Annotated in this window: 6 protein-coding genes; all 6 read right to left on the bottom strand. The window is 30.4% G+C overall.

The window, feature by feature from the left end; translation table 11 throughout:
• Window positions 1-14 precede the first annotated feature (14 nt).
• The 6 genes from BTO07_RS10810 to BTO07_RS10835 all read right to left on the bottom strand — a co-directional run bounded on the left by BTO07_RS10810 (window position 15) and on the right by BTO07_RS10835 (window position 12,219).
• On the bottom strand, window positions 15-1,646 hold the full coding sequence (locus BTO07_RS10810) for a S8 family serine peptidase (protein ID WP_087521239.1): 1,632 nt from the start codon (window positions 1,644-1,646) through the stop codon (window positions 15-17).
• Window positions 1,647-1,659: 13 nt separating this feature from the next.
• Window positions 1,660-2,505, bottom strand: a complete 846-nt coding sequence (locus BTO07_RS10815) for an MBL fold metallo-hydrolase (protein ID WP_087521240.1) — start codon at window positions 2,503-2,505, stop codon at window positions 1,660-1,662.
• Between the two features lie 173 nt (window positions 2,506-2,678).
• On the bottom strand, window positions 2,679-2,858 hold the full coding sequence (locus BTO07_RS10820; RefSeq protein ID WP_087521241.1) for a hypothetical protein: 180 nt from the start codon (window positions 2,856-2,858) through the stop codon (window positions 2,679-2,681).
• Between the two features lie 117 nt (window positions 2,859-2,975).
• Window positions 2,976-5,324 carry a penicillin-binding protein 1C gene (gene pbpC, locus BTO07_RS10825; protein WP_087521242.1) on the bottom strand — a complete coding sequence of 783 codons (2,349 nt, stop codon included), beginning with the start codon at window positions 5,322-5,324 and terminating at the stop codon, window positions 2,976-2,978.
• Between the two features lie 118 nt (window positions 5,325-5,442).
• The gene (locus BTO07_RS10830) at window positions 5,443-6,414 is read right to left on the bottom strand and encodes an IS110 family transposase (protein ID WP_087519519.1); all 972 of its coding nucleotides are present in this window, start codon (window positions 6,412-6,414) and stop codon (window positions 5,443-5,445) included.
• Window positions 6,415-6,660: 246 nt separating this feature from the next.
• Complete coding sequence (locus BTO07_RS10835; protein ID WP_087521243.1) at window positions 6,661-12,219, bottom strand: MG2 domain-containing protein; 5,559 nt, start codon at window positions 12,217-12,219, stop codon at window positions 6,661-6,663.
• Window positions 12,220-12,315 lie beyond the last annotated feature (96 nt).

A 12,315-nucleotide genomic window follows, 5' to 3' on the forward strand; every position in this document is an offset into this window, starting at 1 on the left:
TTTTATTTAAATAATTATTTTTTTCTGTTTACAATTCTATCAGCCATTTTTAAGGCATTGTATGCATTTACAACTCTACCAGTAACTGATAAGTCTTCAAATGAAACTAATTCTCCTTTAGGATTTTCTCTTGAAGCAGAACCTGGTTTTGTAACTTGAATGTTAATTTTAGTTCCAGAATTCATAATAATATGTTTTACCTGACTTGCAGATAATTTAGGATAATAAGAACGTATTAAAGCAGCTACTCCTACTGTAGATGGTGCAGCCATTGATGTTCCACTAAAGTGTTTATACTCGTTTTCTGGAGTCGTAGAATATATTTGTACACCTGGAGCAAAAATATCTACATTCTTTTTACCATAGTTAGAAAAACTAGCTGGTAATTTTTCGTTATAGTTTGCACTCATTGCTCCAATAGTTAATACGTTATCAGAAACCTCTGTTAATAAATCTTTAGAATCATTAGGATATGTTCTTTCTACATCAATGTTTTTACCGTCATTACCTGCTGCATTTATAATTAATACATCATGTTTTGCTGCATACTGAATTGCTTCATAAACCCACTCTTTATGAGGAGAATAACCTTTACCAAAACTAGTGTTAATTACTTTTGCACCATTATCTACTGCATAACGTAAACCTAAAGCAACATCTTTATCATACTCATCTCCATCAGGTACAGAACGTACAGCCATAATTTTTACATTATCTGCTACTCCATTCATTCCTTTTCCATTATTTCTTGATGCTCCAATAATTCCAGAAACGTGAGATCCATGCGCTTCACTTTTAATAGAAACTCCTGGGTTTCCATTTCCATAACCTGGAGAATCATTAATATCTTCAGGATTGTCTCCTTTTCTATAGTTAATATATTCGTTATTTAATAAAGCAATTGACTTATCTAACTGTTTTGTTATTTCTGTTTGTGCTTGTTCTAATGAAGATAAACCAAAACTATACATTTGTTTTGCTACTGCAATACTTTGTAATAAAGAAGGGTCTTCAGTTATTATTGCCGCTACATCTTTAGCTGTATAATCTTTTTTACCTAAGTGTTTTGCTAAACTTTCATCTGCTCCTTTAACTCCACTTAGCATTTGCTCGAATCTAATTTTTGTTTTTCCAGCATTTGCTACTTTCTTTTCGTGTGCTGCTTTAATTTCTGCAACAATCTCAGGGCTTTCTAAAGATGGGTCGTGTAAAATTCTATCTGCTTCTAAGTTTTCTTTATAAACGTCTCCTAAGAAGTTCCAACCATTAATATCATCTACATAACCATTTTTGTCGTCATCAATTCCGTTTTCTGCAACTTCTTTTGTATTAAACCAAGCAACATCTTTTAAATCTTCATGACCTAAATCTGTCCCAGAATCTACAACACCTACAACAACCGTTACGCTCTTTTTTCCTTTTAAGAAATCATACGCTTTGTCTACTGACATTCCAGGAATAGAATCTTTTATTAAATCTAAATGTCCCCAGTTATTTTTTTGCTCTTCTGTTAAAGGTCCTTTTTTAGCTACTGCTACAATTGCAACATCCGAACCTTGAGGAACTGGAATACTTGAAATTGACTTACAACTTGAAAAAAGTAACCCAGCAACTGCCGTGTATAAAATTGGTTTTAAAATTCTCATAATCTCTCTTATCTTAATTAAATATATCTGTAAATTTATGTGTATTCTTTAATCTAACTCCTTTTTCTGTATGCTCAACAGTACAAAGTTCATTGTAAGCATCATGTTCTAAAAAAAGGTAATAGCCTTTATCTGCAGCCTGGTTTAAAAAAGCTGCTTTCTCTTTAATTGTTAATAAAGGTCTTGTATCATAACCCATAACATACGGCAAAGGGATATGACCTATTGTTGGCAATAAATCTGCCATAAAAACAATTGTTTTTCCTTGATAAGATAACATTGGTAACATTTGTTTTTCTGTATGACCATCCATAAAAAGGACATCAAAACCAACCTGATCTTTATAATTACTATGTATAAAATTTAATTGTCCGCTTTCTTTAATTGGATTGATATTTTCTTTAAAAAAAGATGATTTTTCTCTCGGATTTGGTTCTGTTGCCCATTTCCAATGTTGCTCATTAGACCAAAATTTAGCGTTTTTAAATACGGGTTGTAAAATAGTTCTGTCAGCATTCCATTCAATAGCTCCTCCACAATGATCAAAATGCAAATGTGTTAAGAAAACATCTGTAATATCATCTCTATGAAAGCCATGTTTTGCTAGTGAAGAATTTAATGAAAAGTCTCCAAAAAGGTAGTAATAACTGTAAAATTTGTTTGATTGTTTAGCTCCTAAACCAGTATCTACAAGAATTAAACGATCACCATCTTCGATAAGCATAGAGCGCATACTCATATCTATCAAGTTGTTATCGTCTGCAGGGTTTGTTTTTTGCCAGATGGTTTTTGGAACAACGCCAAACATTGCACCTCCATCTAATTTAAAGTTACCAGTTTCTATGGGATATATCTTCATTCTATATAAATTAAAATCATTGAAATTACCTATAAAAATAATCAATATGATTCAATTAATTCATAATACTCTTTAAAAAGTATACAGAAAACAAAGATGTGGAAAATTACATAAGTTTTTGTTAAAAAAATCTAAAGGTTACCTATTAAAACCCTTTTTATATTTGAAATAGTTTAAGAACTATAACTTGGTTTACTTATACTCTTATTAATTTTTATTTTACTTAAATATTTGGCAACTCTTAAAATAGCAAAAACTGAAACAGCTAAACCTAAAAGAACAAAAACTAATTCGTTTTCAAAGATTGATTGAGCAGTTACTACATTGTCTGGTGGCATAATTTGTAAAAACATAATTTAAAGTATTTTAATTGTTTAACAAAGGTACTACAGAACTTGACTCTTAAATAAATGTTTTCGACAAGATGCAGTTATGTTTCGGTGACCTGCACGCTACTAACCTTAAGTATTTCAATCTTTTACGATTATTTTCTGATCAATTTCGTTTCCAAAGTTATCTGTAACAGAAATCACATAACTACCTGTATTTAAATCAATTGAAAACTCATGTTCCTCTTCTGTTGTTCCTAAAAAAGCAGTATCTAAATACCAAAACAATTTTGCTTCATTATTAGAATGTGCAATTTTAAGAATGAGTTCATTCTTTTTACCATCGAAATTTTTAGGTAAAAAAATCGTGCTTTCTTCTGTTGGATACATAAACTTCATCGAGTTTTTACTTTCACTCAAACAATCATTTCTAAATTTAGGTAATGGTTTATAAAACGGATTTTTATCCTTGTAATAATATTCCATTAAAGGCGGCAATACAAACCAGGGTTTTTGTTTGATGTTTTCTAAACGTTCACAAGAAGTGTTTACTTGGTAATTTTCTGAAGCATCAACATTTACCAAAATATGAAACGGACAAGGAGCAGTTTTCAACCCAGCATTTTGTACAAATTTTAGCTTTTTCTCTTCACAAATATTGGTTGCTCTAAACCCACTTTTACTACAAATTTCAACCTCCGTCATTTCATCAAAAGGTTTTTCAAACCATTCAGAATTTGGTAATTTATCAAACACATCAAATAAAATAGGTGCAGCAGCTTGCACACCAACCAAACCAGGTCTTCCTTCTCCGTCTGCATTTCCAACCCAAACACCAACTACGTAATCTTTTGTTGTACCAATTGCCCAAGCATCTCTAAAACCAAAACTTGTTCCTGTTTTCCAAGCAATTTGTTTTGAGGAATCAAAAAACTCCCAATTCTGATCTGCATTTGGTCTATTTACATCTTTTAAACTCTCAAAAGTTAGGTAAATTGAGGCTGCATCAAATATGATTTTCTCTGATGATTTCTCTCCTAAATCAATTTTCTTATCAACATAAAATGAAGGTTCAGAAAATTCGTTTGTAAAATATCTACTCGAATTTTCTGTATAATGATTTACTGTTGATGACATCGACGCATAACTTTTACATAAATCCCATAAGTTACTTTCTGCTCCACCTAAAGCCAATGTTAATCCATAATGATTTGCACTCTTTCTTAAATCTTTCAGTTTTAATTTTAGTAAATAATCGTGAAATTTATCCAAACCAAAACTTTGTAACATTCTAACTGTTGGTACATTTAAAGATTTAGACAATGCTAGTTTTGCTGATATTGCTCCTGCATATTTCTTATTGAAATTTTCTGGATGATAACTCCCAAAATTTGTTGGAATATCTGCCACCAAAGTATTTGGCAATAAATCTCCAGAGTCTAACATTGCAGCGTATAAAAATGGTTTTAAAATACTTCCCGTACTTCTAGGTTTATCAATTACATCAACATCTTTTTGGTGTTTATTATCTGTTGGAGCATTCCCTACGTAACTCAATACTTCTCTTGTTTTTACATCTAAAACCAATACAGAAATATTATAAATTCCGTTTTTACTTAATTGATTGTAATGATTTTTTACAATTGTATTTGCCTGATTTTGTAATCGCTTATCAATAGTCGTTTTTACAAATTCTCCTTTTTTCTGTTTGTTGATTTTCTGTAATAAATGCGGAGCAATTTGTGGAATTGAATATGCTTTTTGAGGTAACTCTTCTAAAATAGATAAATCATAAGTTAGTGAATCAATTACTTTTTTAGAAAGTAATTTCTTTAACAATCGATTTCTTTTAACCAATAATTTTTGTTGATTTTTTCCTGGATAAATCAAGTTTGGTGCATTTGGTAAAACCGCTAAAGTTGCAGATTCTGCCCAAGATAAATCCGTAGATTTTCTATTAAAATAACGCCAAGAAGCAGCATCTAAACCAACAACATTTCCACCAAAAGGTGCATTTGAACTCCAATAGGTTAGAATTTTTTCCTTTGAAGTTCTCAATTCTAAACGAGTTGCTAAAATCAATTCTTTTACTTTCTCAAAATAAGTTCTAGATCTATTATCTCTACTCAATCTAATTACTTGTTGCGTAATTGTACTTCCTCCTCTTTTTACACTTCCTGCTTGTAAATTTTGTTTTAAAGCTTTAAAAATTGAAATTGGATTAAATCCCGGATGTTGATAAAAATATTCATCTTCAAACTGAATTAAACAGGTTTTAAATTTCTGCGGAACAGCATCGTTATGAGGAAATCTCCATTGACCATCTTTTGCTATTAAAGCGCCTAACAATTCATTATTATTACTTGTAATAACAGTAGATGTTGGTTTTGTAAACAAATCATTGGGCAAACAAAATGCATAGAAAATCAACAAAACAACAAGTAATATTGTTTTCTTTTTATGACGTTTTATGTAGTTTGTTATTTTCAATTTTTGTTTTCTTTTGTCATTGCGAGGTACGAAGCAATCTGTTATTTTAATTGAGAGATTGCTTCGTACCTCGCAATGATCTGTGTTAAAAAACTATTATTTATTGTTAAAATTTCTTTTATTTCAGAAAATATAAGTTTTGATGATTTTCATTGTAAATTTGTTTGTTAGTCGCAATAGAAAAAATTTGCTTTATTAATTTATTAGCTATTGCAATTTTAATTACTCTCTCGGGTTTTCCTTTTTCTTTAAGTCGTTCATACATTTCGATACAATTTTTATTTACTCTTTTTGCAGACCAACTACATAAATACAAAAGTTTTCTAATTTGAGGTTTGCCCATTTTACAAATATGTCCTTTACCTTTTACACTTGTTCCTGATTGATATAGCCTTGGACTAAATCCTACAAAAGCAGTCAGTTGTTTATAGTTATCAAATTTTGTGAAATTATCTGTAATAACACTCATCATAATAGCCGTTTTTAGCCCGATTCCTGGTATCGTTTTTATTCTTTCAACCGTGTCTTTATAAGCTAATCTTCCTATTTGCTCTATCTTTTTTTCAAACTTATCAATACGTCTTATTAATAATATTAGTACTTGTTTTAATTCTTTTCTAAGATCCGAACTCAACAAACCTGTTGCTTCAAAGGATTCTAATTGTCTTTTTGTTTGATGTTTTTGTTTTTTTAGTAATTCTAAAGCTGTGTAAAGTTGTTTAATTTCTATACTAGGTTTACTCTCTGGACACCATCTTTTTAACTCATATTGAGCACCATATTCGGCAATTGTCTTTGCGTCTTTTTTATCTGTTTTTGCTCTATATAATCTTGTTTGACTATATCTTCTAATTATCAAAGGATTTAATACACATACATTAAAACTAGATGCATGTAAAAAAGTTGCTAACTGAACATAATAAGGACCACTAGCCTCCATTACAATCCAGTCTGATGCACTAATCAATTTAATAAATTGCTCAAAACCTGTATTTTGATTCTTAAAAATTTTGTGAATCCATTTATCTTTTTCTAAATAAGAAACATCAAAGGTTTGCTTACTAATATCAATTCCTATAATTTTACTCATATCAAATGTTTTTATAGAAAAATTACTACATTTACTTATCAATCCTAAATACAGACTTGATGGTCTAATGATCTGTTCAAGTTTATGTAGTAAGGGGTAAAGTGATTAGCATTGCGAACGGTCTTTAATGACAAATGACGGACTATAATCTTTTCCTTTACCCTTACTTTTCTTGTTAAATATTAAATCTAATTTAAGCTTTTTAAAAACAGATCCTTATTTTTACAAACATAGGATGACATTTTTCTACTTAATAACGTTTATCCAACGCCCTTTTGTTCTCACTAAATAATCATTATCATACATCGCTTCTACTTGAACTCCGGGTAAATAATACTTTCCTAAATATGCTGCATTCAATAAAACTGTAAAGGTTTTTGTTTCCGCAGTTTTCCTTCCTTTGTTTAAATCAAAATAAAAATTAACACGATCATCCCTAATATCTGTATAACGAGCTTCACTTTTTGCGGTAGCTCCAAAATCTGTAAATCGAGTATTTACAATTTCCCATCCTGAAGGAAAAATTTGAGTCAATGCAATATCTTTTACCGATTCATTTTTAGGATTACTCACTGTAATTTTCGCAACAAAATCCTGACCTTGTTTCAACTCATTTATGTTTATCGCTTTTCCTTTTAAATCCTTATAATTAACAGAAACACTTAAACCTCTACTTTCAGAAATTTCACTTCCTAAAGGCAACTTCCCAGAATTTATGATTCGTGCAAAAACGATATTATTTTCATTATTATTTATACTGATAGAATTGGCCCCTTTCTTCACTTTTAAAGTTCTTTGCACCATAGAACTTGCAGTTTTTAAGGTTTCATTATCACCAGCATTTGTGTAATTAATATTGATAGATTTACCTCCGTTTTTAACCACCATTTTACCAATAGATAATAAACTAAAAGCAGTAGATTGTGTACTCATCCAATTATTGCTCGATAAATCTTTAGCAATACTTTTCGCTATACTTTTCACCTCTTTATTGTTGGTTAACAACATTGTTTCTAGCGCCATTGCTCTATTTCTTGTTACAGAACCATAATTGTAATAATTGTAGCCAGAAAAATTCAAATCTGCCTTTCCCATAATTTCTGTACTCGCTTCTTTATGACCAACCAATGCATACGCAGCAGCCAATCTCCATTTTGCTTCGTTAGAAATCTGCTTAAATTCTCTTAAACGATTCATTGCCGATAAATCTGCGCTTCCTGCCAAAGCCAACGTATACAATCTGTAAGCTTGCGATAAATCTCTTGTATAACTGTTATAATTCGGGCGCCAATTTCTTGCTGCTTCTTTTTGATATCTTATAAAATTACTTTTAAAAGTTAACGGTAAAACAAATCCTTTTTTCTCTGCTTCTAACAGAAAATGACCAGCATAACTTGTTCCCCAATCACTCATTCTACTTTCTCCCATCCAATAACTCAAACCTCCATTTGCTTTCTGGAAATTACCTAAACGTTTGATTCCTTTTTCAATATTATTCTGAATTTCTTGTTTTTTAGCTGATGTTAAATCAAAAAGGTCATTCAAAAATAATTGAGGAAAAACACTTGATGTAGTTTGCTCTACACAACCATGTGGATATCGAATTAAATATGCTAATCTCCCTGTAAAGTTGATGGACGGTATTGTAGATAACTCCAAAATTGCTGTATTAGAATCTTCAACTCCAAACGCATTAAAAGTGATGGTTTGTGTTTGTTCTCCTTCAATATTTTGATCAATTATTTTTGATGTAATTGGGTTTGGATTCACAACATCTAATTCTACTTTATAAGTTGATTTTTCACCGTCTCCTGTTGCAATAATTTCAACAGTATTTATGCCATTTGCTTTTAAAACATCCAATTCAAAGTACACCATTTTTTCACCTGGTTTTTCAAATGCGAGCCTTTTAGATTTGCTGCCAACTACAGAAATTCCGTTAGACGTTTTTACTTGAACTGTAACATCCTTTACTCTTTTATCCATCGCAAAAACGGAGACTGGCAATATCACTTTTTCTTTTGGTGATAACTTTCTAGGTAATGTTGCCAATACCATTAAAGGCTTTTTAACAGGAACTGCTTTTTCTGCATTTCCAAAAGCTTCATTTTTAACATCACCTGCAATCACCATCGTTCTCACAGAACCAATATAATTTGGCAACGTAATTTTGTGCGTTTTTGTTTTTCCTTTTGATAAAAAGAAGGGTCCTAAATATTTTACAACTGGTTTAAATCGATTTGCTTTTCTATTTTTTCCTTTTGATAAACTTCCATCACCACCAATTGCAAAAACCTGATCTACACTTCCTGAATACGCACCAATAACATCATCAAAAATATCCCAAGTTTTTACACCCAAAGCTTCTCTTGCATAAAATGTTGTGTACGCATTTGGAGTTTTAAAACGTGTTAAGTCTAACAGACCTTCTTCTACAACAGCCAAAGTATACGTCATTTCTTTGTTGTTTTTTTCTGATATTTTTACAGTGAATTCCTTTTCTGGCTGTAATTCATCTAACATCGAAATCTGTGGTTCTAATTTGGTGTTTTTATCTTCAACCAAAACAGGGATTACACCAAACAATCTTAAAGGCAAATCATTTTCTGAAACTTGATGCGGTTGTAATAATGAAATATTGACAAACACATTTGGTGTCATATTTTTGTTGATGGGAATTTCTACAGAAGTTGTTCCTTTTTGAGTTTTCACCCACTTCGTTTCTAAAACTTTTGTCCCGTTTTCTATACTGATAAGCGCTCTACCTTCACTTCCAGAAGGAAATGTGATTTTAGCCGTTTCACCAACATTATATTTTTCTTTATCCGCAGAAAATACCAACATTTTTGCAGCTTCTTTATCACCCGAACTTGAGTTTTGCCACCAATTCTTATAGAAGTAAGCTGTTCTTCCGGTTGAATGACCACTTTTTTTATCAATTACTCTAATTAAAAAACGACCTCTATCTCTTTCTGGAATATTGATTTTAAAACTTCCTTTTCCTTTAGAATCTGTACTAATTTTTAATGTTTTGTATTTATTATGATAACTGCTTGATGTATATCTTGATAAGTTGTCTGCTGAAGAACTCCACCACCAACGCCATTTAATCTGATAGATTTCAACTTCAATTTCATCTCTTTTAACTGGATTTCCTTTTTCATCTACGGTTGCAATTGAAAACGTCTGGTTTTCATCCGTAAAAAACGAACCATATCTATTTCCTTTTGGCGATTTTAATCCTACAAAAGAATTAAAAGGCGCGTATTTTTTAGTGAATGCATCTATAGAAAAATCACCTCCATTTTCAAATGCTCTTACCAAAAACTGAACGTTTAACATTCCTGGAGCATTTTTACCAACAGCTAATTTACTGTTGATTTTTGCAATTCCATTTTCATCTAACTTTCCTTCAAAAATATTTATTTCTTCGGATGAAAATTTTCTTGATGGATCTGAAAAAATATAATTTTTGTAATTTTTAAAACTATAATTAGCGGCTGATACTTTTGCTTTTATTTCTGCCTTTAAGTTTTTTGCAGGTGTTCCGTGCAACCATTTTACATCTAAACTTCCATTTATAGGGTTTTTACTAGTTAGAATTTCATCAGCAAAATCTACTTTAATTTTTAAACGATTTGGTTTTACAGTTTCCACTTTTAAAGTCTTGTAAAACTTTGCGCCACCAACTGATATTTTCGCTGAATAATTACCCGTTTTAGCTTCTTGAGACGTTTTTACAGTAAACTTGTAAAAGTTATTTAGATTTTCTGTTGCTACTTTTTTAAACACCAACTTGCCACTTGGATCTGTAACTTCTAATTTTATTGGATGATTTTTCGGCAATTTATTATCAGCATCATTCAATATAAAAGTTAAATGCATTTCATCACCTGGTCGCCAAACTCCACGTTCTCCATAAATGTATCCTTTCAATCCTTTTTGGGTCTTGCTACCAGAAACATCAAACTTACTTAATGACAAAGAATTCCCGTCTAACAACTTTACATATCCTTTGTTATTTCCTTTAGAAACGACAGCGAATGCTGCTTCTTTAGATGTTTTTATATTTACAAATCCTTCAGAATCTGTTTTTGTTGATACAATTTCTTGTTGTTGAAAATTGAATAATTTTACTGTAGCTCCAACTTCTGGTTCTGTGTTTAAAATGTTCGTTACTGCAAAGAAATAATTATTGTTGGTTCCTTTTTTAGCGATAATACCAAGGTTAGAAGCTAATAAATTTTGAGCAATCATTCTATCGTCATCATAATACGCATCATTACAAGGATTATCTCTTTGTCGCCAATTATAGCTGTAATTTTTATAACTATATAATTTATTATCCCAATACAATTCCTCTCTTAACTCCTCATCTTCAACCTCACTAAGATTGTCATATTCTTCTCCATAATATTCATCCTCAAAATCATTATTATTTTCAGTTGACTCAGCATTATCTGCACAATTATAAAAAGTTTGACTTTTATTAAAATTGATCTCAATTCTATAGATTGCTCCAGGTTCTGTAGTTATCATTTTAGAAATATCTACACTATATGCTTTCCATTTTTGAGTGTTATTTTTTTCATCATCAATTAGAGTTATCGTTTCTTTTGCAACTCTTCTTCCAACTCTTTTAATTTGACGCTCGTTATTACTATTGATGTTATTTTCTTGCAAAAATTGCAACACGTTATCTTCATATATTTTTATGATTCTAACATCTACTTCTTTAATATTAATTGCTTCAAAATTGAATTTTAAATCTTTTGAATTCGGTAAAATTGTTCCGTTAGAAATTGCTCTAATTTGTGGTTTTTTCTGTTCGAAAGTAATGGTTTCTTTAAATACGTTTTTAAGCTTAAAATCATCCGAATTTTTTATCCCTTGAAAAACAGATACTAAAATATTTCCTTGAAATTTTGTTTTAGAAAACACTTTTAACTCATTTCCATTGACAATAAAACGAGGTTTTTTCACATTCTGAATCGTTACTAAACCATCAAAATTTTGTTGTTTTTTTAGTGCATCAGAAAAGTTGATAGAAATGTATTGTTCGTTTGTATTCTTTACTTCTAAACGAACAACCTTAAAATTATTTTTTCCTGGAATTATAATTTCATTTTCTCCTTTAGATTCTGAATTTATGATTGCTCCATTCCAAATGATTTCTAACTGGCTGTCATCAACAAAACGTTTGATGCTGTCAATTTTAAATTCGAAAGTTTTTCCACTGGAGAAAGATTCGTTCCAAACAATATTTTTTTTAACTCCCATTTGAGAAGCTTTTAATAGCTTTTCAGCATTTTCTAATGAAATTACATCTGCAGATTTTACAACACCTTCTAAGTATTGATATTCCTTTGAATAAGATTGTAATGATGCTGTTTGAATGCTAAAATTAGGAGCAATTGTTTTAAACTGAAATGTATAATTTTTAAAATCTTGTGGAATGTCTTTATAAATTTCACTCAGTTTTACGGATACAGTATATTCTGTATTTGCATCAAGATTTTCATCAGGAATAAAAACAAAAGCGTGCTTATTTATCGTTTTAACTTTACCATTTACAAATGGTTTTATCGATAAAATATCTGGAGAAACTTCTTGGTTAGCTTCCCAACCAATTACTTCTTTAGCAAGATTTACGCTAATTTTTTCTGTTACAGAAACAACTCCTGAAGTTGTATAACTAACATACTCTTTAAATTTGTAGATGTTATCCGTTTTTATTTCTTCTTTCTTACAAGAAAAAATCAATATAAAAATAACAAGAGCGGAAAATAGATATTTTGTTTTCATAGTTGTGTCATTTATAAGCACAACTCAAATTTAACGATAAAAACCCCCTTAGAAAATGATAAATGAGAATTCGTAATGGTATTATTAGAATTCGTG

The sequence above is a fragment of the Polaribacter sp. SA4-12 genome (assembly GCF_002163675.1).
Taxonomy (GTDB): Bacteria; Bacteroidota; Bacteroidia; order Flavobacteriales; family Flavobacteriaceae; genus Polaribacter.

Coding starts and splice junctions, on each gene's coding strand:
- BTO07_RS10810 (WP_087521239.1), bottom strand. CDS start 1,646: ATGAGAATTTTAAAACCAATTTTATACACGGCAGTTGCTGGGTTACTT.
- BTO07_RS10815 (WP_087521240.1), bottom strand. CDS start 2,505: ATGAAGATATATCCCATAGAAACTGGTAACTTTAAATTAGATGGAGGT.
- BTO07_RS10820 (WP_087521241.1), bottom strand. CDS start 2,858: ATGTTTTTACAAATTATGCCACCAGACAATGTAGTAACTGCTCAATCA.
- BTO07_RS10830 (WP_087519519.1), bottom strand. CDS start 6,414: ATGAGTAAAATTATAGGAATTGATATTAGTAAGCAAACCTTTGATGTT.
- BTO07_RS10835 (WP_087521243.1), bottom strand. CDS start 12,219: ATGAAAACAAAATATCTATTTTCCGCTCTTGTTATTTTTATATTGATT.